This window comes from Cobetia sp. ICG0124 (assembly GCF_004006355.1).
Taxonomy (GTDB): domain Bacteria; phylum Pseudomonadota; class Gammaproteobacteria; order Pseudomonadales; family Halomonadaceae; genus Cobetia; species Cobetia marina.
In genome coordinates, this window is record NZ_CP024893.1 from 300,799 (window position 1) to 324,904 (window position 24,106).

The following is a 24,106-nucleotide window of genomic DNA, read 5'->3' on the forward strand; positions in this document are numbered from 1 at the left end:
TCCGAAAGGATCAGAACGGGGCGGTGATGCTTGGCTCGGCCTGCTTCAGTGCGGCGCGGAAGCTGTCCTTGATGCGCTCCAGCGCCGCCTCTGACTTGCCTTCGAAGCGCAGTACCAGCACCGGTGTGGTGTTGGAGGCGCGGCACAGGCCCCAGCCGTCGGCGTAGTCGACGCGAATGCCATCCAGCGTGGTCTTCACGCCGTCGTCACCGAAGTCACCTTCGCTGGCCAGTCGCTCGACGATAGCGAACTTGGTCTCATCGGTCACTTCCACGTTGATCTCGGGGGTGCCCAGATCCTGCGGATAGCGTGCGAAGAAGGTGTCGGCATCGACATCCTGCTTGGCGAGGATTTCCAGCAGACGCGCCGCGCCGTAGAGGCCATCGTCGAAGCCGAACCAACGCTCCTTGAAGAAGATGTGGCCGCTCATCTCGCCGGCCAGGGCCGCGCCGGTTTCCTTCATGCGCGCCTTGATCAGGGAGTGGCCGGTGCGCCACATTTCCGGTGTGCCTCCCGCCTTCTCGATCACGGTGGCCAGGTTGCCGGTGCACTTGACGTCGAAGATGATGCGCGCGCCCGGTACACGTTCAATGAGGTCTTCCGACAGTGCCATCATCAGACGGTCGGGATACAGGATCTCGCCCTTGGGCGTGACGACGCCGAGGCGATCGCCGTCGCCATCGAAGGCCAGACCGATGTCCGCGCCGGTTTCCTGCATGGTTCTGATCAGGTCCTGCAGGTTCTCCGGCTTGCCCGGGTCCGGGTGATGGTTCGGGAAGTTGCCATCGATCTCCTCGAACAGCGGGATGGTCTCGACGCCGAGGCGACGGATCAGCTCCGGGCCCAGCTCACCAGCCACGCCATTGCCGCAATCGACCACTGCCTTGAGCGGGCGCTTGACGACCACGTCGCCGGTAATCTGATCCAGGTAGCGTTCGCGCACGTCTTCTTCACGCAGGCTACCTTCGCCTTGCGCCAGATCGCCTTCCTGCAGGCGGCGATAAAGGTCGGTGATGGTGTCGCCGGACAGGGTCTCACCCGCCAGCACGATCTTCAGACCGTTGTAATTGGCCGGGTTGTGGCTGCCGGTCAGCATCACGCCGGAGCGGGTGCCTTCCAGGATATTGGTGGCGTAGTAGAGCACCGGGGTCGGCACCATGCCGATGTCGATGACATCACGGCCGGCATCGCGCAGGCCGGCAATCAGCGCCTTGGACAGGCGCGGGCCGGAGAGGCGACCATCGCGGGCGACCACGACGGTGGACTCACCGCGTGCCGCGGCTTCGCTACCGATGGATTGGCCGATGGCGCGCACGCCGTCTTCGGTGAGGGTCTCATCCACGATGCCACGGATGTCGTAGGCGCGAAAAATTGAAGCGGGTACCTGACTCATGGTGCATCCCTGTCGGTTGAATCAATCGTGATCAATGACGACCAGAATGGCCAAAGCCGCCTTCACCGCGCTGGCTGGCCTCGAATTCCGTGACCTCGACCAGTTCGGCCTGTACAACCGGGACTAGCACGTACTGTGCCAGTCGCTCACCGGGTTCCAGCACGAACTCGCTGTCGCCGCGGTTCCAGACCGAGATCATCAGTTCGCCCTGGTAGTCGGAATCGATCAGACCGACCAGATTGCCCAGCACGATGCCGTGTTTATGCCCCAGACCGGAGCGCGGCAGGATCATGCCGGCCAGTGCGGGGTCGGCGATGTGGATCGCCAGGCCGGTACGCACCAGCTCACAGGCGCCCGGGGCCAGTGTCAGCGGGGCATCCAGCAGTGCGCGCAGGTCCATGCCGGCACTGCCGGGAGTCGCATGGTGGGGTAGCGGGTAATCGCGAACGCGCTCGTCGAGGATCTTGAGTTCGAGCCGGGGGCGGGTCATCTAAGGTGTTTCCTGGTCATCGATGGCGGAGGTCGCCATGTTCAAATTGGCGGCACCATGGAGGGCGCCGTCTTGATGCAGTGCCAGTGCGCGCTCGAGAATCGCACGCGCCAGCGCAATCTTGGGGCAGGCTGCGATGGCCTGTTCATGCAGTCTGTCATTTGCCTGGCCGGGGCGTCGCCACACCAGGGTGGCGGCATTGCTGTCACTGCCGAACCCCAGTCCCGGGGTGCTGACGTCATTGGCCACGATCATGTCGAGACGCTTGCGTGTCAGCTTGTCGCGGGCATAGCGAAGGACATCGCGAGTCTCGGCGGCGAAGCCGACCACCAGCGGAGCGGGCTGTCCGTTGGCGCGCCGCGCCTGACTCTGCTCGGCAATGCCGGCAATGATATCGGGATTGCGGATCAGATGGACCTGCATCTGTTCTTCGCCGACCTGCTTCTTGAGCTTGTGCTCGGCGACAGCGGCAGGTCGGAAGTCGGCGACGGCGGCGCAGCCGATGAAGACCTGGCTATCCTGCAGCGCCGCTTCGGCAGCGCCTTGCATCTGCAAGGCTGACTCGACATCGATGCGCTCGACGCCAGGCGGTGTGGGCAGGGCGACAGGCCCACTGATCAGGCGAACTCTTGCGCCCAGTGCCGCGGCTTCGCTGGCCAGGGCATACCCCATCTTTCCGGAGCTGTGATTGCTCAGATAGCGCACCGGATCCAGCGCTTCCCGGGTCGGACCGGCGGTGATGGTGATGGTCAGGCCCGCTGCCGGCAATGGTGCCGGCTCGCCCTTCGCCCTCGTCGAGCAGCTCGCTCAGACCGGCGACGATCTCTTCTGGCTCGAGCATGCGCCCGGCTCCCACGTCGCCGCACGCCTGTTCGCCGCTGGCCGGGCCGAGCAGCGTCCAGCCATCGGCACTGAGCTGCCGGGCGTTGCGCTGGGTGGCAGGGTGCGCCCACATCGCCTGATTCATCGCCGGGGCCACGACCCAGCGTGCGTTGTTGGCCAGGCACAGGGTAGTGATCAGATCATCGGCACGGCCATGGGCCAGGCGGGCCATGAGGTCGGCAGTGGCGGGGGCGATGAGAATGACCTCCGCCCAACGCGCCAGCTCGATATGTCCCATGCCGGCCTCTGCCTCAGGATCGAGCAGCGAGGTATGCACGGGATTGCCCGACAGCGCCTGCAGGGTCAACGGCGTGATGAAGGCCTGGGCACCTTCGGTCATGGCGACGCGTACCTCGCACCCGGCCTTTTTCAGCAGACGAGTGATGAGCGCCGCCTTGTACGCTGCGATACCGCCGCTGATGCCCAGCAGAATGCGCCGTCCGGCGAGTGAGTGCATGGTGTCCTCTACCATATCACCGTGATGCAACCTTGCGTAGCGTCGCTGGCCGGGCACGCCGTCTGTCGCGAGGAGAATGTGCATGGGCATCAGGGAGTGGCCAATCGGGGAGCGGCCCCGTGAGAAGCTTCTGTCATCGGGGGCTGCTGCGCTATCAGATGCCGAGTTGCTGGCAATCTTCCTGCGAGTGGGAATCAAGGGACGTTCGGCGGTGGACCTGGCGCGCGACCTGTTGACCACCTTCGGCGGGCTGCGCCCACTGCTGGAAGCCAGTCAGCAGGATTTCTGTGCCGCGCGAGGCCTGGGAGATGCCAAGTACGTACAGTTGCAGGCGTCGCTGGAGCTGTCCCGTCGACATCTGGAAAGCCTGTTGATGCGCGGGGCGGCATTGACCTCACCGCTGCTGGTACGGCGCTACCTCTCCTCTCATCTGCGTGATCTGCCACATGAGGTCTTCGCCGCACTCTTCCTGGATAGTCAGCATCGCGTCATTCGCTTCGAGACACTCTTCACCGGCACGCTGGATGCTGCTGCCGTCTACCCGCGCGAAGTGGTCAAGCGGGCGCTGGCGCTCAACGCGGGCGCCTTGATACTCGCCCACAACCATCCCTCCGGAGTGGCGGAGCCCAGTGATGCCGATCGTCGTATCACCCAGCGCCTGGAAGAGGCGTTGGGGCTTTTCGATATCCGGGTGCTGGATCACTTCGTGGTGGGGGACGGCGAGGTGATCTCCTTCGCCGAGCGTGGCTGGTTGTGAGCCAGGCATCGCAGGGATTGCAAAACAGGGCGTCGATTGTGGTAATGTTGCGCCTCCCGTACCACCCACCACAGAATTCGCGACCACTCTGGCCGACATTGGCTGAGTGACAGCGTCTGGCTAAGGCGTGTTGGCGAAAAAAATCCGTCTTGGGCGTGCTTTCGCGTTCCTCTTCGGGTAAAATGCTGCGCCTGCACGTTCCAGTACCCTGAAGCTTGTCTTCCGGAATGGACGTAACACACTTTGAAATCAGGGCATGAGGCGGCGCCTGCCACTTCCGGTTTGCCCGACAGGTTTTGAACAACTTAGCCAACGCAGCGGTTGGAGGCTCCAATGTCCAAAGTATGTCAGGTTACCGGCAAGCGCCCGGTGACTGGTAACAACGTTTCTCACTCCCAGCGCAAGACTCGTCGCCGGTTCCTGCCGAACCTGCACACCCACCGTTTCTGGGTTGAATCCCAGCAGCGCTTCGTCAAGCTGCGCGTCTCTACCAAGGGCATGCGCATCATTGACAAGAAGGGTATCGACGAAGTCCTCAAGGACCTCACTGCACGTGGCGAGCGCTTCTAAACACTAGAAGACAGCCCCTGTAGCAATGGCAACCGAGCCGAGGGCAACGCTCTCAATCGTTCGGTGAATGCGACTGTGGAAGGAAACTGAAAATGCGTGACAAGATCAAGTTGGTGTCAAGTGCCGGTACTGGCCACTTCTACACCACCGACAAGAACAAGCGTAACACTCCGGACAAGCTTGAATTCAAGAAGTACGATCCGGTCGTTCGCAAGCACGTGATGTACAAGGAAGCCAAGATCAAGTGATCTTGTCTCCCGCCAGCGTGCTGTCGGAACCCTCGAAAACCCGGTCCTGACCGGGTTTTCGAGTATCTGGATGTCGGAGTTCCGGGCATCCTGCAACAGGGTGGCGGCTTCTGTCGTCACCCTGTTGTGCGTCTGGCGGTCAGTCGAGGAGGAAGCATGCCCGAATTACCGGAAGTCGAGACGACTCGCCGTGGTATCGCACCATTGGTCGAGGGCCAGGAGGTCACCGAGGTGATCGTGCGTCAGCCACGGCTGCGCACGCCAGTACCGAGTGAGCTGGCGGAGTGGCTGGTGGGGCAGCGTTTCGGTGAGCTCTCGCGCCGTGCCAAGTACCTGCTGTTGCCGATCGCCGATGGCCACCTGCTCTGGCATCTGGGCATGTCCGGCAGTCTGAGGCTGGTACCCATCGGCACGCCGCCCCGTACGCATGACCATGTCGATGTGGTGCTGGGCAATGGCCAGGTGTTGCGCTATCACGACCCGCGTCGCTTCGGTTTCGTCGACTTCGTGCGCGGTGACCCGCACGCTGACACACGTCTGGCGAGGCTCGGGCCGGAGCCCTTGTCGGACGCCTTCACCGGTGAGCTTCTCTTCGCGCGCTCGCGCAAGCGACGCGTGGCGATCAAGCCTTTCCTGATGGACAACGCCAATGTGGTCGGCGTGGGCAACATCTACGCCAGTGAGGCGCTCTTCATGGCCGGCATCGACCCGCGTCGTCCGGCGGGGGAGACCTCCCTGGAGGAATATGAGCGCCTCGCCGAGGCCTCACGCAGCGTGCTGGCGGCCGCCATCGAGCAAGGCGGTACCACCTTGCGTGATTTCGTCGGTGGTGATGGCAAGCCCGGCTACTTCGCCCAGCGCCTCAACGTCTATGGGCGAGGGGGCGAGCCCTGCCGCGAGTGTGGCCATGAGATCATGAGCCTGGTGCTCGGGCAGCGTGCCAGTTGCTTCTGCCCTCATTGCCAGAGCTAGTGCCGGATGATCACTTGACCGGAGGCTCCGTGACCGGGGCCGCCATGACGACTAGAATGGCCCCATTCGGGCGCGCCCTGTCGTCGTCCTGTCCCTTTCCCTGTCTTATGGATGATTCCCGTGACTGAACGTCTGCGCCTGAAGAAGAATGCTGATCGCCGCCTCAAGGCTGGCCATCTGTGGCTGTACTCCAATGAAGTCGATACCGTCGCGACGCCGCTCAAGAATTTCGAACCGGGCGCCCAGGCGATCATCGAGGCCAGCAACGGCCGCGCGATGGGCGTTGCCTACGTCAACCCGAACTCGCTGATCTGCGCGCGTATCGTCTCGCGCAACCCGGAACAGCGTCTGGACCGCTCGCTGCTGGTGCATCGCTTCAACCAGGCGCTGTCACTGCGCGAGAGCCTCTATGACAAGCCGTTCTACCGTCTGGTCCACGGCGAGGGCGACCTGCTGCCGGGTCTGATCGTCGATCGCTTCGACGACGTGCTGGTCTGCCAGCTCAACACCTTCGGCATGGAGCGACTGGCGGAAGTGATCGTCGATGCGCTCTTGAAGGTCGTCAAGCCGACCGCCATCGTGTTCAAGAACGATTCCAGCGGTCGCCGTCAGGAACAGCTCGAGCGCAACGTCGAAGTCGTCTATGGCGAGCTGCCGGAAAGCGTGCTGCTGGAAGAGAATGGGGTCCAGTTCAGCGCGCCGGTACTGGATGGCCAGAAGACCGGCTGGTTCTATGATCACCGCGACAACCGTGCCTGGCTGAATCGTCAGGTGGCAGGCAAGCGCGTGCTGGACCTGTTCAGCTACGTCGGTGGCTGGGGTGTGCAGGCGGCGGCGCATGGCGCCAGCGAAGTGCTGTGTGTCGACGCCTCCGGTGCGGCACTTGAGCGAGTCTCGGGCAACGCCGTGCTCAACGGTGTCGAGGATCGCGTCTCCATCGCGGAGTCGGATGTCTTCGAGGCACTGACGGCCCTGCGCGCGGAAGGCGAGCAGTTCGACGTCATCATCGCGGATCCGCCCGCCTTCATCCGCAAGCGCAAGGACATCACCAATGGTGAGCGTGCCTATGCACGCCTCAACCGTGAAGCCATGCGCCTGCTGGGCCGCGACGGTCTGCTGATGTCCGGCTCCTGCTCCATGCATCTGGCGCCGGAGCGCCTGATGGATGTGGTGCGCGGCGCCGTGCGTCACCAGGACCGCCACGGTCAGGTCATCTTCCAGGGCCATCAGGCCAGCGACCACCCGGTGCACCCGTCCATCCCCGAGACCTCCTACCTCAAGGCGCTCGGTGTGCGGGTCTATCGCGACTGAGATCGAGTCTCGGGTCGCGACCAGGAGCGCGATCGGGATCGCGAGCGATGAACGTGTCCTTTGGCACGAACGACAACGCCGCCCTTCGGGGCGGCGTTGTCGTTGATGGCTTCCGTAGCGCCCGGACTCTGATAGTCTGACGGCATGTATCGACGACTGACATCCCATCACAATCTCGTGCTGCTGGATCACTGGCGCAACCTTCTGGAAAGCGAAGGTATCCCGTGCGAGCTGCGCAACCGTCTGCTGGGTTCGGCAGCCGGGGAGTTGCCCGTCAACGATTGCGAGCCGCAATTGTGGGTTGCCGAGCACAACCTCGCCCGCGCTCGCCAGCTGCTGGCGCATATCGAGGCCGCGCCTGCGCAGCCGGATTGGCAGTGCGCCTGCGGGGAGCGCCTCGAAGGCAGCTTCAGTGAATGCTGGTCCTGCGGTGCCAGTGCGCCCATGCGTGATGATGCAGGGCCCCGCGAGCAGGATGACGACACGGAGTTCGTGGCATGAGGGTGGGCGCTGCCGTCTCCCTTCCTGCTGCCGATCGCGGTAAGTGTCGAGGCGCTGGATGGCTATGGCCATGTCAACAATGCCGAATACGTGCGCTGGCTGGAGAGAATCAGCTGGGCGCATTCCGAAGCGTTGGGGCTGGGCCTTGAACACTATCGTGCCCAGGATCGTGGCATGGTGGTGCATCGTCACGAGATCGACTATCTGGCCAGCGCACGGCTTGGCGATTCGCTGATGCTGGCCACCTGGCTGGTGGCGTGCGATGGCCGCCTGAGCCTGACGCGCCGCTTTCAGCTGCGTCGTTGCTCGGATGGCCTGACGCTGTTGGAGGCGCGCACGCGCTTCGTCTGCATCGAACTCTCGAGTGGGCGAGCCAGACGCATGCCCGAGGCTTACCGTGAATGCTATTCGGCGGCGCTGGTGAGCGAGGATGCTGCCAGCCAACGATGATTCCCTGCATTCCACTGCATTGCTGTCGTGTTTTGGTGAATCTTGCTGGCATCTGATTGGCGCGACGCTGACGAGTCTGCTGTGCTTGTAGGAGGTGTCGAGATGACATCGCCGTATTCCGCCAGCAGTGCAAGGAGCTCGTTATGCAGATCGCCGTGCCGAAGGAAATCAAGAACCACGAATACCGTGTCGCTCTGACGCCCGCCGGGGTGCGAGAGCTGATTGCCCATGGCCATGACGTCATCGTCGAGCGTGGTGCGGGTGAGGGCAGTGGGTTCAGTGACGCCGAGTACCAGGGGGTCGGGGCTCGTCTTGAATCGGATGTCGAGCAGGTCTTTCGTGAGGCCGAGCTGATACTCAAGGTCAAGGAGCCTCAGCCGGCCGAGGTGGCGCGTCTCACCAGCGGCCAGACATTGTTCACCTACCTGCATCTGGCCGCCGCCCGTGAGCTGACCGAAAGCCTGCTGGATAGCGGGGTGACCGCGATTGCCTACGAGACCATCACCGACATCGCCGGTGGTCTGCCGCTGCTGGCACCCATGAGTCGCGTTGCCGGGCGCATGGCGATCCAGGCCGGCGCGCATGCGCTGGAGAAGGCGCAAGGCGGGATGGGGGTGCTGTTGCCCGGTGTGCCTGGCGTGCCACCGGCGCGGGTCACGGTGATCGGCGGCGGCGTGGTGGGGGAGAATGCGGCGCGCATGGCGCTGGGGCTGGGCGCCGAGGTGGTGATTCTCGATACGTCATTGAACCGCCTCGAGACGCTGGATCACCGCTATCAGGGACAGATTCGTACGGTCTATTCGACATCCGAGGCGCTGGATGAGGCGGTACGCCATTCGGCATTGATCATCGGGGCCGTGCTCGTGCCCGGTGCCGCAGCTCCCAAGCTGATCCGTCGCGAGCATCTGCGCAACATGATGCCCGGTGCGGTACTGGTGGATGTCGCGATCGATCAGGGCGGATGTTTCGAGACCAGTCGCGCCACGACCCATGCGGAACCGACCTATCTCGTCGATGGTGTCGTGCATTATTGCGTGGCCAACATGCCGGGGGCCGTGGCGCGTACCTCGACCCAGGCACTCACCAGCGCGACGCTGCCTTATGTGGTGAAGCTCGCCAATGGCGGCTATCGCAAGGTATTGCGGGAAGATCGTCACTTCGCGGCAGGCCTCAACGTGCATGCCGGCCAGCTGACGATTGCGGAAGTCGGCGCTGCCTTCGGCATGCCGGTGATCTCGCTGGAAGATGCCCTGGCAAAGGGCTGACTCCCCGACTCAGACGCCCAAGAAGTGCATCCATGACCAAGACCCGCGTTCTTACCGGCATCACGACCACCGGCACCCCTCACCTCGGCAACTATGTCGGCGCCATCAAGCCCGCCATCGAGGCCAGTCAGGACCCGACGGTCCAGTCCTTCTATTTCCTCGCCGATTTCCATGCTCTGATCAAGTGTCAGGACCCGAAGCGCGTGCAGGAATCCCGCCGTGAGATCGCCGCCACCTGGCTGGCGCTGGGGCTGGACACCGACAACGCCATCTTCTATCGCCAGTCGGATGTGCCGGAGATTCCGGAGCTGATGTGGTTGCTCAACTGTGTCTGCGCCAAGGGCCTGATGAACCGTGCGCATGCCTACAAGGGCGCCGTGGCCGAGAACGAGGAAGCGGGCATCGAGGACGTGGATCGTGGCATCAGCATGGGGCTGTTCAGCTATCCGGTGCTGATGGCGGCGGACATCCTGATGTTCAATGCCCACAAGGTGCCGGTGGGGCGTGACCAGATCCAGCATATCGAGATGGCGCGTGACATGGCCGGGCGCTTCAACCACCTCTTCAAGGGCAACTACTTCACCATGCCCGAGGCGGTGACCGACGAGAAATCCCAGCTGCTGCTGGGCCTCGATGGCCGCAAGATGTCCAAGAGCTACAACAACACCATTCCGCTGTTCGGCACCGAGAAGCAGCTGCTCAAGAGCGTGCGCAAGATCAAGACCAATTCGCTGGAGCCGGGGGAGCCGAAGGACCCGGATACCTGTTCGCTGTTCCAGATCTATTCGGCCTTCGCCACCGAGGCGGAAGTCGCCGCCATGCGTGAGCAGTACGCCGCCGGCATTGGCTGGGGCGATGCCAAGAATCAGCTGTTCGAATACCTGAACGACCATCTCAAGGCGCCGCGTGAGCGTTACGTCGAGCTGATGGAAGATCCGGCACATGTCGAAGCCATCCTCAAGCGTGGTGCCGAGCGTGCGCGCGATGAGGCCGCGCCGATGATGGAGCGCCTGCGTCGTGCCGTCGGTCTGGGCAACTTCGTGTAAAGGAGCAAGACATGAGTCACGATGCGATACCCGGCAAGGCCAGCCAGTCCGGCCTGCCGACGACCGCCATCAACCCGAAGGCCATTCTGGCCGGAGGCTTGCTGGTGGTGGCTGCCATCCTGCTGGGGATGGTGTCCGGCTGGCGCCAGGGCTTTCTGCTGCTGGTGGGGGGCGCGCTGGGCGTGGTGCTCTACCACGCGGCCTTCGGCTTCACCTCCGCCTGGCGAGTCTTCATCACCGAGCGCCGAGGACGCGGCCTGCGTGCCCAGATGCTGATGCTGGCGATCGCCGTGGTGCTGTTCTTCCCGGTGCTGGCCTCGGGCAGCCTGTGGGGGCAGGAGGTCTCCGGCTTCGTCTCGCCGCTGGGTATCTCGGTGGTGGTCGGTGCCTTCCTGTTCGGGCTCGGCATGCAGCTGGGCGGCGGCTGCGCCTCGGGCACGCTGTTCACCGTCGGTGGCGGCAATGCGCGCATGGTGATCACCCTGATCTTCTTCTGCGTCGGCTCGGTGATCGGCACCGCGCACTTCAGCTGGTGGCAGAGCCTGCCGTCGCTGCCCGCCGTCTCGCTGGTGGACAGCTTCGGCGCGCTGGGTGGCATCATCGTCAGCCTGGTGCTGTTCGCCATCATCGTGGTGGTGACACGCACGCTGGAGAAGCGCCGTCACGGTGAGCTCGAGAAGGCCACCGTGACCGACAGTCAGCCGCGTGGTCTGTCACGCTTTCTGCGGGGTCCCTGGCCGCTGCTGGCGGGAGCCGTGGCGCTGGCGCTGCTCAACTTCGTGACGCTGGCGCTGGCTGGTCGTCCCTGGGGCATCACCTCAGCCTTCGCGCTGTGGGGCACCAAGGCCTATACCGCGCTGGGCTTCGATGTCAGTGACTGGGGCTACTGGCAGGCGGCGGGCAATGCCAAGGCGCTGGCCGCACCGCTCTATCAAGACATCACCACGGTGATGAACATCGGTATCGTGGTGGGGGCGCTGGCGGCGGCACTGCTGGCCGGCAAGTTCGCGCCGAAGTGGAACATTCCGCTGCGCTCGGTGGTGGCTGCCGTGCTGGGTGGTCTGCTGTTGGGCTACGGCGCGCGCCTGGCCTTCGGCTGCAACATCGGTGCCTACTTCGGTGGCATCTCCTCCGGCAGTCTGCATGGCTGGCTGTGGCTGGTGATGGCCTTCGCCGGCAACATGCTGGGCGTGAAGCTGCGCCCGTTCTTCGCGCTTGCGCCGCGCAAGCCGGCATCGCGCGCCGATCTGGCCTGAGCCATTCCCCGCACGTGACCGCGAACGCCTCTCTCCTTCCCCGTCAGGGGGATGAGCGGGGCGTTTCTCGTCATGCAGCACCCTTGTCTGCGCAACGCACGTCGGCCCTGCACAGGCTGCCGGAGATAGCACTGCGCGTGCTATCATCATGCCTTGTTCGCACGTGGAAACTGCACGTCGAAAGGTCCCTCGGACGCCCGGTTGCCAGCAGGTCTTCTGCGGTGCTTCAGCGGGCATGCTGCGCGTGTCTGCCGGCATGCCGAGAAGCTTGCCGAGCGTGAGGTCGTCCCCACTGATTCAAGAGTCTCGCCATGACGGATACTTCCAAGCGCGCCCTGTACGTTCCCTACGCCGGCCCGAGCCTGCTCGAGATGCCGCTGCTCAACAAGGGCAGCGCCTTCAGCCTCGAGGAGCGTGTCAGCTTCAATCTGATGGGCCTGCTGCCGCAGAATGTCGAGAGCATCGAAGAGCAGGTCGCGCGCGTCTACAGCCAGTATCAGCAGTGCGCCACCGACCTCGACAAGCACATCCTGTTGCGCTCGGTGCAGGACGACAACGAGACCCTGTTCTTCCGCGTGATCGAGGAGCACCTCGAGGAGATGATGCCGATCATCTACACCCCGACCGTCGGTCAGGCGTGCGAGGAGTTCTCCAACATCTACCGCAACCACCGTGGCCTGTTCATCTCCTACCCGGACCGCGAGCACATGGATGACATCCTGCGCTCCGCGACCAAGGACAACGTCAAGGTCATCGTCGTCACCGATGGCGAGCGTATCCTGGGGCTGGGCGATCAGGGCATCGGCGGCATGGGCATCCCCATCGGCAAGCTGTCGCTGTACACCGCCTGTGGCGGCATCAGCCCGGCCTATACCCTGCCGATCTCGCTGGATCTGGGCACCAACAACCAGAAGCTGCTCGACGACCCGCGCTACATGGGCTGGCGTCACGAGCGCGTCACCGGTGATGACTACAACGCCTTCGTGGCCGAGTTCATCACAGCCGTGAAGCGTCGCTGGCCAAAGGCCATGATCCAGTTCGAGGACTTCGCGCAGGCCAATGCCATGCCGCTGCTCGAGCGTTACCGCGATGAAGTCTGCTGCTTCAATGACGACATCCAGGGCACCGCCTCCGTCGTGGTCGCGACCCTGATGGCGGCCTGCAAGGCCAAGGGCGAGAAGCTCTCCGACCAGCGCGTGACCTTCCTGGGTGCCGGCAGTGCCGGTTGTGGCATCGCCGAGATGATCGTGGTGGCGATGGTCAAGGAAGGCATGGACGAGGCCGAGGCCCGCAAGCGTGTCTTCATGGTCGATCGCTTCGGCCTGCTGACCAGCGACATGGAAGGCCTCTACGACTTCCAGAGCCGTCTGGCTCACGACGTCGAGAGCGTGGCCGACTTCGGTGACCGCGGCCTGCTGGATGTGGTCAAGGCCGCCAGGCCGAGCGTGCTGATCGGTGTCTCCGGCCAGCGTGGCCTGTTCAGCGAAGACGTGATCCGTGCCGTGCAGGCCGGTTGCGAGAGCCCGCTGGTGATGCCGCTGTCCAACCCGACCTCACGCGTCGAAGCGACCCCGGCGGAAGTCATCGAGTGGACCGACGGCAAGGCACTGGTCGCCACTGGCAGCCCGTTCGCGCCGGTCGAGCACAACGGCCACACCCACGCGATTGCCCAGTGCAACAATGCCTACATCTTCCCGGGCATCGGTCTCGGTGTGCTGGCATCCAGCGCCTCACGCATCACCGACAACATGCTGATGGCCGCCGCCAACGCGCTGGCCAACAACGCTCCCATCGTCCTGAAGGGCGAGGGCGCGCTGCTGCCGTCGCTGGGCGACATCCAGGACATCAGCCGTCAGATCGCCTTTGATGTAGCACGTCAGGCCCAGGCCGATGGTGTGGCGCTGACCTCCAGCGATGAGATCATCCAGGCCAACATCGAGAAGAACTTCTGGCAGCCGCGTTACCGCGCCTACCGTCGCAAGGCGTTCTGATCGCGCCTGCGCCTGCGCCGTCAGTGAGCGCATGAAGCAGATTGCCTGAAACAGGTTGCCTGAAACAGAGTGTGCAAATGAAGAAGCCCCCGCAGGCCATGCCTGCGGGGGCTTTTGTATTGCGGTCAGCGCTGCGGTCAGCGGCTGGCGGGTTACAGCATGCCGCGCAGCACGTAGTGGAGGATGCCGCCGTGGCGGTAGTACTCCAGCTCGTTGTCAGTATCGATGCGGCACAGCGCCTCGATCTTCTGCTCACCCTTGTCGCTCTTGAAGGTGACCTGGACCTTGCCGCCGGCCGTCAGGTCATTCAGACCGCTGATGCTGATTTCCTCATCACCGGTCAGGCCGAGAGACTGGCGGCTTTCGCCTTCGGGGAACTGCAGCGGCACCACGCCCATGCCGATCAGGTTGGAGCGGTGGATGCGCTCATAGGACTCGGCAATCACCGCACGCACGCCCAGCAGCAGGGTGCCCTTGGCGGCCCAGTCACGTGAGGAGCCGGTGCCGTACTCCTTGCCCGCGACCACCACCAGTGGCGTGCCTTCCTCGGCATACTTCATGGCGGCATCGTAGATGGCCATCTGCTCGCCGGAGGGCACGTGGCGTGTCTCGCCGCCCTCGACGCCATCGAGCATCTCGTTGCGGATGCGCACGTTGGCGAAGGTGCCGCGCATCATCACCTCATGGTTGCCGCGACGTGAGCCATAGGAGTTGAAGTCCTTGACCTCGACGCCGTTCTCCTTGAGGTAGCGACCCGCCGGGCTGTCCGGCTTGATGGCACCGGCCGGTGAGATGTGGTCAGTGGTCACCGAATCGCCGAGCATGGCCAGCACGCGAGCGTTCTCGACGTCCTGCACGGCCTTTGGCTCGCGCTCCATGCCTTCGAAGAACGGCGGATGCTGGATGTAGGTGGAATCCTTCCACTCATACACCTCGGCTTCCGGTACCTCGATGGCCTGCCAGGTCTCGTCGCCGTCGAAGACTTCAGCGTACTCCTTGCGGTACATCTCGGTGCGTACCTGTTCGACGGCCGTGGCGATTTCCGCCTGGGTGGGCCAGATGTCCTTGAGGAAGACATCGTTGCCGTCGTTGTCCTTGCCCAGCGGCTCCTTGGAGAGGTCGGTGCGCACGGTGCCGGCGAGGGCGTAGGCCACCACCAGGGGCGGTGACGCCAGCCAGTTGGTGCGGACGTTGGGATGCACGCGACCCTCGAAGTTGCGGTTGCCCGACAGCACCGAGGCGACCGTCAGGTCACGCTCGTTGATGGCGGCTTCGACAGGGTCCGGCAGCGGGCCGGAGTTGCCGATGCAGGTCGTGCAGCCATAACCGACCAGATTGAAGCCCAGCTCGTTGAGGTCATCCTGAACCCCCGCCGAGGCGAGATAGTCGGTGACGACCTTGGAACCCGGTGCCAGAGAAGTCTTGACCCATGGCTTGGTGCGCAGGCCTTTCTCGCGTGCCTTGCGGGCCACCAGGCCTGCCGCCAGCATCACGCTGGGGTTGGAGGTGTTGGTGCAGGACGTGATGGCGGCGATGACCACGTCCCCGTGATCGAGACGGAAGGTCTCGCCGTCCAGCTCGCTGTAGTCGGTATCCTTCTCGTGTTCTCTAGCTCTGCTCGACATCGACGGCGGTCTGGCCACCCTCGGACAGCCATTTGCCGTCCTCGACCGCGGGAATCTGACCCAGCTGGTCATCGAGGATCTTCTCGAAGGTCTGCTTGATGTCGGTGAGCGCGACGCGATCCTGCGGACGCTTGGGGCCGGCCAGAGAGGCGACGACCTCACCCATGTCCAGCTCCAGGGTGTCGGAGAAGATCGGCTCATGGCCCGGCTCACGCCACAGACCCTGCTCCTTGGCATAGGCTTCGACCAACGCGACCTGTTCATCGGAGCGGCCGGACAGACGCATGTAGTTGAGCGTCTCGTCATCCAGTGGGAAGAAGCCGCAGGTGGCACCATATTCCGGCGCCATGTTGGCGATGGTCGCGCGGTCCGCCAGTGGCAGGTCGTCCAGGCCATCACCGTAGAACTCGACGAACTTGCCGACCACGCCACGGCTTCTCAGCATCTGGGTGACGGTCAGCACCAGGTCCGTCGCGGTGATGCCTTCGTTGAGCTTGCCGGTCAGCTTGAAGCCGACCACTTCCGGAATCAGCATCGAGACCGGCTGGCCGAGCATCGCGGCTTCCGCCTCGATCCCGCCGACACCCCAGCCCAGCACGCCCAGGCCATTGATCATGGTGGTGTGGGAGTCGGTGCCGACCAGGGTGTCAGGGTAGGCGAGCGTCTTGCCATCTTCCTCGCGGGTGAAGACGGCGCGACCGAGATATTCCAGATTTACCTGGTGGCAGATGCCGGTACCCGGCGGGACGACGGAGAAGTTGTCGAAGGCCTGCTGGCCCCAGCGCAGAAACTCGTAGCGCTCGCGGTTGCGCTCCATCTCGATGCGCACGTTGTCCTTGAAGGCGCTCGGGTCGCCGTAGTGATCCACCATCACCGAGTGGTCGATGACCAGATCCACCGGGGTCAGCGGATTGACCTTCTCGGGGTTCGCGCCCAGTGTCTTGACGGCGTCACGCATGGAGGCCAGGTCGACGACCCCGGGCACACCGGTGAAATCCTGCATCAGCACCCGGGCCGGGCGATAGCCGATCTCATGAGTGCTGGAGGCGGTCTTCTGCCAGTCGGCCAGCGCCTTGATGTCGTCCTTGGTGGCAGTGTCACCATCCTCGAAGCGCAGCTGGTTCTCCAGCAACACCTTGAGCGTGAAGGGCAGTCGCGTCAGGTCGCCAAGCGACTCGGCGGCCTTCTTGAGCGAGTAGTAGTGATATTGCCTGTCTCCGACCTGCAGTTCGGAGAGGGTATTGAGCGAATCCAGTGACTGAGAGCGCTGGGAACCCATGATTCTCCTCCTTGTCGTTGTCTTCACCGGCCAGACTGCTGATGTGTCATCCAACAGGTGCGTCAGGTGCCTTGGCCGGCTGCGACGCGTCGCCTGAGGTGAGCCGGGTGAGTTGCCGGAAGATGACGAGGTACTGGATGCTGCCGTCGAGCAGTGGCTGGCGGAGCATTCCTCGGGGCAGTCCGATGAGTGGCCGGGGCATGAGCTGCTCGAGGACAAGCATGAGGGCGTGACCAGTGAGGCGCTGCACGAGGCGGAAATCAACTGCCCCTACTGTGACACGCCCTTCACGGTGTTCCTGGATCTGGACGAGGGCAGTCTGACCAACATCATCGACTGCGAGCGCTGCTGTCAGCCGATTCAGGTGCGCCAGCAGGTGGACCCCGTCAGTGGTGAGCTGGACGGCCTGGATATCGGCCAGGACGATGACGTGCTCTGACGTCATCGAGCTTTCATAGGCAAACTCTATGATGGTGATTGCGCCAAACATTTGGCATCTGCCACCTGAGGCGATTAGTCTGTGTGGCGATTCATCACGAAGGCGGCTTTGCGCCTTCCATCATCATTTCTCAGGAGATCACCATGAGCGTATTGGTCGGACGTCAGGCCCCGGATTTCGAAGCCGCAGCTGTGCTGGGCGACGGTACCATCGTCGACAACTACAAGCTGTCTGATTCCAACGGCAAGCTGCGTGTGCTGTTCTTCTGGCCGCTGGACTTCACCTTCGTTTGCCCGTCTGAAATCATCGCCCACGACAACCGTCTGGCGAAGTTCAAGGAACTCGGCGTTGAAGTCATCGGTGTTTCCATCGATTCCCAGTTCACTCACCACGCATGGCGCAAGACCTCTCCGGACGCTGGCGGCATCGGTGAAGTCGGCTTCCCGATCGTGGCTGACGTCAAGCACGAAATCGTGCAGGCCTTCGGTGTCGAGCACCCGGAAGCTGGCGTCGCACTGCGCGCGTCCTTCCTGATCGACGAAGACGGTGTCGTTCAGCACCAGGTCGTCAACAACCTGCCGCTGGGCCGCAACGTCGACGAGATGGTCCGCATGGTCAAGGCCCTGCAGTTCCACCAGACCAACGGCGAAGTCTGCCCGGCAGGCTGGGAAGAAGGTCAGGAAGGCATGAAGGACACCGCTGAAGGTGTCGCCAAGTACCTGGCAGGTCACTCCAGCAGCCTGTAAGTCGCTGCCTGGTCGCGATCAGCATGAGTGGCTCGACTGGCAGGCGAACCGGAAGCCGTCGCCCCTGGCGGCGGCTTCCGTGTATCTGAGGCTAGCGTCATAAGCTTCTGCGATGCCGGTCTGAGCGCAGTGCTGAAAGCTCGGCGCGTCTGCGCTAATCTGCGCAGTCCCTGTTCACCCTGAGGTCATCCATGAGCAATGTCCGTCACGAACGTCTGATCATCCTCGGCTCCGGCCCGGCGGGTTACACCGCTGCCGTCTATGCCGCGCGTGCCAACCTCAAGCCGCTGCTGATCACCGGCATGCAGATGGGTGGCCAGCTGACCACCACCACCGATGTCGACAACTGGCCGGGCGATGATGCCGGTGTGCAGGGGCCGGAGTTGATGGAGCGCATGCGCCGCCACGCCGAGCGCTTCGAGACCGAAGTCCTGTTCGATCACATCAACGAAGTGACTCTCGGCGAGCGTCCGTTCCTGCTCAAGGGTGACAACGGCAGCTACAGCTGTGATGCGCTGATCATCGCCACCGGTGCCAGTGCACAGTATCTGGGACTGCCGAGCGAGCAGCAGTTCATGGGCCAGGGCGTCTCGGCCTGCGCGACCTGTGACGGCTTCTTCTATCGCAATCAGGAAGTCGTGGTGGTCGGTGGCGGCAACACCGCGGTCGAGGAAGCGCTGTACCTGTCCAACATCGCCTCCAAGGTCACCCTGGTGCACCGTCGCGACAGCCTGCGCGCCGAGAAGATTCTGCAGGACAAGCTGTTCGACAAGGTCGAGAACGGCAACATGGCGGTGGAATGGCACCACACGCTGGATGAGGTGCTGGGTGACAACTCCGGCGTCACCGGCGTGCGTCTGCGTCATGTCGAGAGTGGCGCCACCAAGGAGCTGAGCTCGATGGGCGTGTTCATCGCCATCGGCCATCGTCCGAATACCAGCCTGTTCGAAGGCCAGCTGGAGATGCAGGGCGGCTATCTTAAGGTCCAGTCCGGCCTGGAAGGCAATGCCACCCAGACCAGCATCCCCGGTGTCTATGCCTGTGGTGACGTGATGGATCACGTCTATCGCCAGGCGATCACCTCTGCCGGTACTGGCTGCATGGCGGCGCTGGACGCCGAGCGCTATCTGGATGGCCTGACTGCCTGATTCGCGCAATTGGTGCAGCTGCGCGCTCATCAGCGCGGTGAGGCGCTCGAGCGTCTCTATCTGGCGTTGCTGGGCAATCACGGTGCGATCCAGCGTCTCCAGCCAGTCATCCTGGTGGGCCAGGCGGCTTTCGAGCGCCTCCAGGCGTGCTTCCAGCCGAGCATCCGAGTGTCAGTCACAGCCACGGGCATCGCCGTGAGGCGTTGCGTTCAGGCAGAGGTCCGACGACTGACGGTCGCATCGCGTTCCACCTTAATCCATTGCTTAGAGAGTTTATCTTGATGAGTTCCAAATCGTTCTTCCGTTGTTTCATCATCAGTCTGTTGCTGGCATTGCCGGCACCGTTGCTGATTGCCGTCTTCATCACCCTGACCGGCGGCGAGCTGGCCGACACGCTGTCCACGGCACTCAGCGTCGAGGGCTTTGAACTGGCCTACGCCGCTGCTGCCGTCGCCGTCTTCATTCTGCTGCTGGTCGCCACCCTGGCCATTCCGGTGCTGACACCGCGTTCCGCGGCGCTGGCCGAAGTCGAGGACGACGATCGTGAGATCGGCGAGGTCAAGTGGTTCAACGTCAACAAGGGCTATGGCTTCGTGACCCGCGAGAGCGGTGAAGATGTCTTCGTGCACTTCCGTGCCATCCGTGGCAAGGGCCATCGCACGCTGGCCGAAGGTCAGAAGGTGCGTTACCACGTCATCAGCAATGAGCGTGGCCTGCAGGCGGATGACGTGACGGTCATCACCTGATCGCTGACTCGCTCAGTGAAAGACGACAACGCCCCGCAGGCTAGCCTGCGGGGCGTTGTCGTTCATGGCCTGCACATTGGGGTGACGAGCGTCGCGTCACTCAGCCCTGGTCTGGCCAGGTGAAGGCCTCTTCGCTGCCATCGGCCATGACGCGGAAGAAGCGGTCCGGCTCATCACCTGGCTGCCAGCTGCCCAGCGAGCAGCGCGCCTCGACCTGCAGCCCTCGGGCGGCGGCGCGAGCACAGTCGACATCACGTGCCCAGGGAGTGCTGGCGCTGTCGAACCACAGGCTGGCGAACCCGTCAGCGACTTTCTCCACGACCAGTACCGCGATCTCGGCGCCGTCACGCGTGAGGCGGGTCCGGTGCTGCAGCTTGCCGGCCGGCTGGAAGACGACGACCTGCCCGAACTGCTCGCCCAGCCAGGCACCGAGCGCTTCCAGGCTCAAGGGCTTGAGGTAGATCTCGATGTCCGGGTATTGCTCATCGGCGTCAGTGTGCGGGGTGTCGCTCATGCCGTGGTCTCTCGGGTCGCGGGGACAAACAGGTATTCCAGGATGTGTTCATAGGCACTGGAGAGCTGGTCCAGGTCGCTGGCCATGACGCGTTCATCGATCTTGTGGATGGTCGCGTTGACCGGCCCCAGCTCTACCACCTGGGTGCCGAGCGTGGCGATGAAGCGTCCGTCCGAGGTGCCGCCGGAGGTGGACAGTACCGGCTTGCGTCCCAGCGCGCGTTCCACGCCGTGCACGGCGGCATCGACCAGCGCGCCTTCCGGTGTCAGGAAGGGCTCGCCGCTCAGGTTCCACTCGATCTCGACGTCCAGACCGTGCTTCTCGAGGATCTCGTAGGTGCGACGCTTGAGGTCATCGGCGGTCAGCTCGGTGGAATAGCGGAAGTTGAACACCACTTCCAGCTCGCCGGGGATGACGTTGGTCGCGCCGGTACCGCCACGGATGTTGGAAATCTGGAAGCTGGTTGCCGGGAAGAAGTCGTTGCCGTCGTCCCAGTGTTCAGCGGCCATGGCGGCCAGTGCCGGGGCGGCCTCGTGGATCGGGTTGCGTGCCAGGTGCGGATAGGCCACGTGGCCCTGCACGCCTTTCACGTGCATGACGGCACCCAGCGAGCCGCGACGGCCATTCTTGATCACGTCACCGGCATAGTCGGTGGAGGACGGCTCGCCGACGATGCAGTAATCCAGGCGTTCGTGGTGCTCGCGCAGATACTCGACCACCGCGCGGGTACCGTGAACCGCCGGGCCTTCCTCATCGGAGGTGATCAGGAAGGCGATGCGGCCTTCGTGGTCCGGGTTGGCGGTCACGAAGCGCTCGGTGGCGGTCAGCATCGCGGCCAGCGAGCCCTTCATGTCGGCGGCACCACGGCCACACAGGAAGCCGGCGTCATCGATGCACGGTGAGAACGGCGGGTACTGCCAGTTGGCTTCCGGGCCGGTGGGCACGACGTCGGTGTGGCCGGCGAAGGCCAGCACCGGACCATGATGACCGCGTACTGCCCAGAAATTCTCGACATCACCGAAGGGCAGGCGGGTGATCGTGAAGCCAAGTGCCTCGAGACGGTCGATCATCAGGGCCTGGCAGTCCAGATCATCCGGTGTGACGGAAGGGCGTTCGATCAGGTCGAAGGCCAGTTCCAGCGTCGGCGAGAGATTGCTGGGGCGTGACGGAAGCGGTGCGTGTGAATCAGTCATCATGGGCCATCGCTGCAGGCGTCGCCGCGAGGAGCGGCAACGCGAAATTCGGGGGCCTGACAGGCAGCCGTCACGCGCCTCAGTTGTGGGCGTGCAGGGCATCGTTGAGCGCGATGGCGCTCTTGTTTGTGCGGCACTCGACACGGCCGGTGACGGAGTTGCGACGCAGCAGCAGGTCGTCCTGGCTCGCCAGCTCACGGGCCGCGACCGTCTCGACTTCCTGGCCTTCGTTGTCGAAGACCATGACCTTGGTGCCGGCGGTGATGTAGAGGCCAGCTTCCACGGTGCAGCGATCGCCCAGCGGGATGCCGATGCCGGCATTGGCGCCGATCAGGCAGCCTTCGCCGACCTTGATGACGATGTTGCCGCCACCGGACAGGGTGCCCATGGTGGAGCAACCGCCGCCCAGATCAGAGCCCTTGCCGACGAAGACGCCCGCGGAGATGCGGCCTTCGATCATGCCCGGGCCTTCGGTGCCGGCATTGAAGTTGCAGAAGCCTTCGTGCATCACGGTGGTGCCTTCGCCCAGGTAGGCGCCCAGACGCACACGCGCGGTGTCGGCGATACGAATGCCGGTCGGCACCACGTAGTCGGTCATCTTCGGAAACTTGTCGACGCAGTCCACGGATAGGGTGCGACCTTCCAGGCGGGCCTTGAGGCGACGCGCCGGCAGCTCCTCGATGTCGATGGCGCCTTCGCTGGTCCAGGCGACATTCTTGAGCAGACCGAACATGCCGGTCAGATCGATGCCGTGCGGACGCACCATGCGGTGAGACAGCAGGTGCAGCTTGAGGTAGACCTCCGGCACGCTCTGCGGGGCGGCGTCTTCCTCGATGAACATGGCGACCAGCGGGCGCTGGCTGGCGGCCAGGCTCTCGGCCAGTTCGGCCTGGGCGCTGTCACCGGCGTCGCGCAGGGCGCTGGCCAGGGCGGCGCAGTGTTCCGGCAGGAAGCTGGTGGCGGTGGTGCCAGCCGGTGCGTCCAGTGCCTTGCGAGCGGCGTCAGCAACGGCAGCGGTCGGCTTGAACAGCGGGGCAGGATAGTAGACTTCCAGCCAGTCGCCGGTGGTGTTCTGGGTGCCGATTCCGAGGGCAAGGCTCAACATCGTGTCAATCTCCGGGGTGTCCAGTGGTGTAAGGGGTAGCTCAGTCCTGCGGTTCGTAGACCGCCTTGTCATAGCCGATCACCAGATCCATCTCATTGTCGGCGGGATGACGCTCGAGAATGGGACGCTTGATCAGGGTCGGGTGCTCCAGCATCAATGCACGTGCCGAGTTGGCATCGAGGCTGTCACGTTGTTCATCGCTCAGGTTGCGCCAGCTGGTGCTGCGCTTGTTGAGCAGGCTGCTCCAGGCGGTCTGCTCCAGCCAGGATTCCAGCAGGCTGGCGGAGAGGCCATCCTCACGCAGGTCATGCCAGCGATAGGGCACGCCCCGGTCGTCGAGAGCGCGGCGCGCCTTGCGGCAGGTATCACAGGTCTTGATGCCGTAGAGCACGTGCATGGCGGTCTCCTTGAGCCAATCCACCCCGCCGCGCGGGGCTGTCATCCAGTGTTGGGCTGCTGTCAGCCCGTGCAGGCCTGGCGCTCAGCGCAGGCGTTCGACGAAGCGACGCAGGCGCCGGGCGGCTTCGACGGTCTGTTCCAGTTCGGCCACCAGCGCCAGACGAATGCGTCCGGCGCCCGGATTCACGCCGTCCACCTCACGCGCCATGTAGCTTGCCGGCAGCACGCCGACGGCCTCCTCACGCAGCAGCTCGCGGGTGAAGGCGGCGTCATCCCCGCCCGGCACGGCCGGGTAGAGATAGAAGCTGGCTTCCGGGGTCGGGAAGTCCATCACCGGCGCGAGGATCTCGGTCACGGCGGCAAACTTCTCGCGGTAGGCGTCGCGATTGGCCAGCACGTGGGCTTCATCATTCCAGGCGGCGATGGAGGCGTGCTGGTGGTGCAGCGGCATCGCGCAGCCGTGATAGGTGCGGTAGTGACGGAAGCGACGGATCACCTCGCCATCGCCGGCCACGAAGCCGGAGCGCAGGCCCGGCAGGTTGGAGCGCTTGGACAGCGAGTGGAAGACCACGCAGCGCGCGTAGTCATCACGACCCATGGCGGCACAGGCTTGCAGCAGGCCCGGCGGCGGTGTGGCTTCGTCGAGGTAAAGCTCCGAATAGCACTCGTCGGAGGCGATCAGGAAGTCGTGCTCGTCAGCGAGGCGAATCAGCTGCTGGAAGTCGGCCAGCGGCGTCACCGCGCCGGTGGGGTTGCCCGGCGAGCAGACGAAGACGATCTGGGTGTCACGCCATACCTCGGCCGGCACCGCGGCATAGTCGGGGCGGAAGCCGTTCTCGGCGGGGCAGGGCAGGTAGGTGACCTCGCCGCCGGCCAGCAGCGTCGCGCCTTCGTAGATCTGATAGAAGGGATTCGGCACCAGTACGCGCGCCGGACGCGTGCTGTCCAGCGAGGCCTGGATGAAGGCGAACAGTGCCTCGCGGGTGCCGGTGACCGGCAGGACCTGCTGGTCGATATCCGGGGTGGCGTTGAGCGAGAAGCGCTTCTCCAGCCAGCTGGCGATCGCGGAGCGCAATTCCGGCAGGCCGCCGGTGGCGGGATACTTGGCCACGCCCATGATGTGCTCGCGCAGGGTGTCGAGCACGAACTCGGGCGGCGCGTGACGCGGCTCGCCGATGGTCAGCGCAATCGGGTCCAGAGCGGGGTTGGGGACGACGCCCTCGCGCAGCTTGGCCAGGGTTTCAAACGGGTAGGGCTTGAGCTGGTCGAGATCCGGGTTCATGCACGTTCCATGGGTGATGGCCGTTGCCGGCCGGACTGCCA

The 24,106-nt window shown here is 64.0% G+C and carries 23 protein-coding genes and 3 pseudogenes; 15 read left to right on the plus strand and 11 right to left on the minus strand.

Going from position 1 to position 24,106, the window contains the following annotated elements; genetic code table 11:
- Positions 1-10 precede the first annotated feature (10 nt).
- From CU110_RS01460 to CU110_RS16445, 4 genes and pseudogenes are all read right to left on the minus strand, one after another.
- Positions 11-1,393, minus strand: coding sequence for a phosphomannomutase/phosphoglucomutase (locus CU110_RS01460; protein ID WP_084207806.1), 1,383 nt, complete (start codon positions 1,391-1,393; stop codon positions 11-13).
- Positions 1,394-1,424: 31 nt separating this feature from the next.
- Positions 1,425-1,883, minus strand: a complete 459-nt coding sequence (gene dut, locus CU110_RS01465) for a dUTP diphosphatase (protein WP_077377766.1) — start codon at positions 1,881-1,883, stop codon at positions 1,425-1,427.
- Positions 1,884-2,651, minus strand: a complete 768-nt coding sequence (locus CU110_RS16440; protein ID WP_240665437.1) for a phosphopantothenoylcysteine decarboxylase — start codon at positions 2,649-2,651, stop codon at positions 1,884-1,886. It lies immediately after the preceding gene.
- Positions 2,652-2,748: 97 nt separating this feature from the next.
- Positions 2,749-3,312 (minus strand): annotated as a pseudogene (locus tag CU110_RS16445) (flavoprotein); the annotation flags it as partial.
- Between CU110_RS16445 and radC the strand changes: the two are divergent.
- The 11 genes from radC to CU110_RS01525 all read left to right on the plus strand — a co-directional run bounded on the left by radC (position 3,305) and on the right by CU110_RS01525 (position 13,589).
- Positions 3,305-3,979: a DNA repair protein RadC gene (gene radC / locus CU110_RS01475; RefSeq protein WP_077377769.1), complete on the plus strand. Its 675-nt coding sequence runs from the start codon at positions 3,305-3,307 to the stop codon at positions 3,977-3,979. The pseudogene CU110_RS16445 and the gene radC sit on opposite strands and share 8 nt — an antisense overlap.
- A 333-nt stretch (positions 3,980-4,312) precedes the next feature.
- The gene (gene rpmB / locus CU110_RS01480) at positions 4,313-4,549 is read left to right on the plus strand and encodes a 50S ribosomal protein L28 (RefSeq protein ID WP_043336270.1); all 237 of its coding nucleotides are present in this window, start codon (positions 4,313-4,315) and stop codon (positions 4,547-4,549) included.
- A 92-nt stretch (positions 4,550-4,641) separates the two neighbouring features.
- Entirely contained in the window at positions 4,642-4,797 is a 156-nt protein-coding gene (gene rpmG, locus CU110_RS01485; RefSeq protein ID WP_016417370.1) for a 50S ribosomal protein L33, read from the plus strand.
- A 156-nt stretch (positions 4,798-4,953) separates the two neighbouring features.
- Positions 4,954-5,769: a bifunctional DNA-formamidopyrimidine glycosylase/DNA-(apurinic or apyrimidinic site) lyase gene (gene mutM / locus CU110_RS01490; protein ID WP_054556537.1), complete on the plus strand. Its 816-nt coding sequence runs from the start codon at positions 4,954-4,956 to the stop codon at positions 5,767-5,769.
- Positions 5,770-5,880: 111 nt separating this feature from the next.
- Complete coding sequence (locus tag CU110_RS01495) at positions 5,881-7,080, plus strand: class I SAM-dependent rRNA methyltransferase (RefSeq protein ID WP_205632721.1); 1,200 nt, start codon at positions 5,881-5,883, stop codon at positions 7,078-7,080.
- Positions 7,081-7,224: 144 nt separating this feature from the next.
- A complete protein-coding gene (locus CU110_RS01500) occupies positions 7,225-7,581 on the plus strand; it encodes a DUF2007 domain-containing protein (protein ID WP_077377775.1) in 357 nt (118 codons plus the stop codon).
- Between the two features lie 9 nt (positions 7,582-7,590).
- Positions 7,591-8,031, plus strand: coding sequence for a thioesterase family protein (locus CU110_RS01505; protein ID WP_127734389.1), 441 nt, complete (start codon positions 7,591-7,593; stop codon positions 8,029-8,031).
- 143 nt (positions 8,032-8,174) lie between these two features.
- Positions 8,175-9,296 (plus strand): alanine dehydrogenase, encoded by a 1,122-nt coding sequence (gene ald, locus CU110_RS01510; protein ID WP_084207809.1) that lies wholly within the window; start codon positions 8,175-8,177, stop codon positions 9,294-9,296.
- Positions 9,297-9,328: 32 nt separating this feature from the next.
- Complete coding sequence (locus CU110_RS01515; protein ID WP_084207810.1) at positions 9,329-10,342, plus strand: tryptophan--tRNA ligase; 1,014 nt, start codon at positions 9,329-9,331, stop codon at positions 10,340-10,342.
- 11 nt (positions 10,343-10,353) lie between these two features.
- On the plus strand, positions 10,354-11,598 hold the full coding sequence (locus CU110_RS01520) for a YeeE/YedE family protein (protein ID WP_084207811.1): 1,245 nt from the start codon (positions 10,354-10,356) through the stop codon (positions 11,596-11,598).
- 311 nt (positions 11,599-11,909) lie between these two features.
- Positions 11,910-13,589, plus strand: a complete 1,680-nt coding sequence (locus CU110_RS01525) for an NAD-dependent malic enzyme (protein WP_077377790.1) — start codon at positions 11,910-11,912, stop codon at positions 13,587-13,589.
- Between the two features lie 152 nt (positions 13,590-13,741).
- On the opposite strand, the pseudogene acnA reads toward CU110_RS01525, so the two are convergent.
- Positions 13,742-16,469: pseudogene (gene acnA / locus CU110_RS01530) on the minus strand (aconitate hydratase AcnA).
- 136 nt (positions 16,470-16,605) lie between these two features.
- Here acnA and CU110_RS16450 point away from each other — a divergent pair.
- The 3 genes from CU110_RS16450 (at position 16,606) to trxB (ending at position 18,826) form a co-directional block, all read left to right on the plus strand.
- Positions 16,606-16,932, plus strand: coding sequence for a CPXCG motif-containing cysteine-rich protein (locus CU110_RS16450; RefSeq protein ID WP_240665438.1), 327 nt, complete (start codon positions 16,606-16,608; stop codon positions 16,930-16,932).
- Positions 16,933-17,075: 143 nt separating this feature from the next.
- A complete protein-coding gene (locus CU110_RS01540) occupies positions 17,076-17,678 on the plus strand; it encodes a peroxiredoxin (RefSeq protein ID WP_065392448.1) in 603 nt (200 codons plus the stop codon).
- 191 nt (positions 17,679-17,869) lie between these two features.
- Complete coding sequence (gene trxB / locus CU110_RS01545) at positions 17,870-18,826, plus strand: thioredoxin-disulfide reductase (protein WP_077377802.1); 957 nt, start codon at positions 17,870-17,872, stop codon at positions 18,824-18,826.
- 48 nt (positions 18,827-18,874) lie between these two features.
- On the opposite strand, the pseudogene CU110_RS17810 reads toward trxB, so the two are convergent.
- Positions 18,875-18,982, minus strand: a pseudogene (locus CU110_RS17810) (SlyX family protein); the annotation flags it as partial.
- Between the two features lie 125 nt (positions 18,983-19,107).
- Here CU110_RS17810 and CU110_RS17480 point away from each other — a divergent pair.
- Entirely contained in the window at positions 19,108-19,572 is a 465-nt protein-coding gene (locus tag CU110_RS17480; protein WP_077377808.1) for a cold-shock protein, read from the plus strand.
- Positions 19,573-19,672: 100 nt separating this feature from the next.
- On the opposite strand, the gene CU110_RS01560 is transcribed toward CU110_RS17480, so the two are convergent.
- From CU110_RS01560 to dapC, 5 genes are all read right to left on the minus strand, one after another.
- Positions 19,673-20,086: a hypothetical protein gene (locus tag CU110_RS01560; RefSeq protein ID WP_084207814.1), complete on the minus strand. Its 414-nt coding sequence runs from the start codon at positions 20,084-20,086 to the stop codon at positions 19,673-19,675.
- On the minus strand, positions 20,083-21,279 hold the full coding sequence (gene dapE, locus CU110_RS01565; protein ID WP_084209577.1) for a succinyl-diaminopimelate desuccinylase: 1,197 nt from the start codon (positions 21,277-21,279) through the stop codon (positions 20,083-20,085). The genes CU110_RS01560 and dapE overlap by 4 nt, the downstream gene beginning before the upstream one ends.
- 79 nt (positions 21,280-21,358) lie before the next feature.
- Positions 21,359-22,384, minus strand: a complete 1,026-nt coding sequence (gene dapD, locus CU110_RS01570; protein ID WP_077377814.1) for a 2,3,4,5-tetrahydropyridine-2,6-dicarboxylate N-succinyltransferase — start codon at positions 22,382-22,384, stop codon at positions 21,359-21,361.
- A gap of 40 nt (positions 22,385-22,424) precedes the next feature.
- On the minus strand, positions 22,425-22,826 hold the full coding sequence (locus CU110_RS01575) for an ArsC family reductase (protein WP_346427151.1): 402 nt from the start codon (positions 22,824-22,826) through the stop codon (positions 22,425-22,427).
- A gap of 39 nt (positions 22,827-22,865) precedes the next feature.
- Entirely contained in the window at positions 22,866-24,065 is a 1,200-nt protein-coding gene (gene dapC / locus CU110_RS01580) for a succinyldiaminopimelate transaminase (RefSeq protein ID WP_077377820.1), read from the minus strand.
- Between the last annotated feature and the right edge of the window lie 41 nt (positions 24,066-24,106).